At 26.9% G+C, this 867-nt stretch carries 1 protein-coding gene; it reads right to left on the bottom strand.

Annotated elements, in window-relative coordinates:
* Positions 1 to 56: 56 nt before the first annotated feature.
* Entirely contained in the window at positions 57 to 770 is a 714-nt protein-coding gene (locus tag G3997_RS05030; protein ID WP_296649074.1) for an acyl-[acyl-carrier-protein] thioesterase, read from the bottom strand.
* Between the last annotated feature and the right edge of the window lie 97 nt (positions 771 to 867).

The following is an 867-nucleotide window of genomic DNA, read 5'->3' on the forward strand; positions in this document are numbered from 1 at the left end:
GGCACTAAACTACACAATAAATGTAAGTAAAGTGCTATTTTTTATGTATATTAACCTTATGATAATTCTATTATTGCATTTATTTTCTCTTCGCATTTTGCAGTAATAATATGCTTATTATCTTGCTCCTCATAATAACATTCAACCTTTTGACCATACATTATTTCTTTTTTGTATACTATTCTTATATTGTCAAAAACCTTATTCTTATAAACATCCTCTGGTAAAACTTCATATGCCATATCTAAATAGTTTAAATTATGCATATGTCCATTAATATCAATATCTCTTCTTTGGATAGCGTAGTCCTTTTTAAAAAGATAATCTTCGGATTTTATATCTTCCATTTCTTCTGAAAATACACTTTTATCTGTTTCAGACTCATATAAATCTGTAATATCTGATGTAAGTCTTACTGGTCTTCTTCTATCTATATCAACCAAAATCCATCTTGATGTTCCAATTGCAACTATATTTCCTTCTTTATCTTTAAGTTCAAAATCACGATAAGCATATAGTCTTTCTGCTTTTCTAGACCATGTTTGTGCATTTATCTCATCATTATATTTAGGTCTTTTTAATACCTTCATCTTCCAATCTAAAATCATCCAAGCTCTTTTTTTAGTTTCTATATCTAAAGCTCCATAGCCTACAGATGCACTGTGAAGTCCTGACACATCTTGCATTATTTTAAGAAGCGATTTATTAGTCGCTTCATTATTTMTTCCTATATCTTCTAAACCGATTTTATAATTGCTTAAGTATATCATAAATTTCACCTTTCTATTTAATTCTATTATATATAAGCTAAGGATAARCAAATKTAATATAGCTAATACATGAATAGATTATTATTTATAAATATTA

It is taken from the genome of Romboutsia sp. 13368 (assembly GCF_018336475.1).
Classification (GTDB): Bacteria; Bacillota; Clostridia; order Peptostreptococcales; family Peptostreptococcaceae; genus Romboutsia.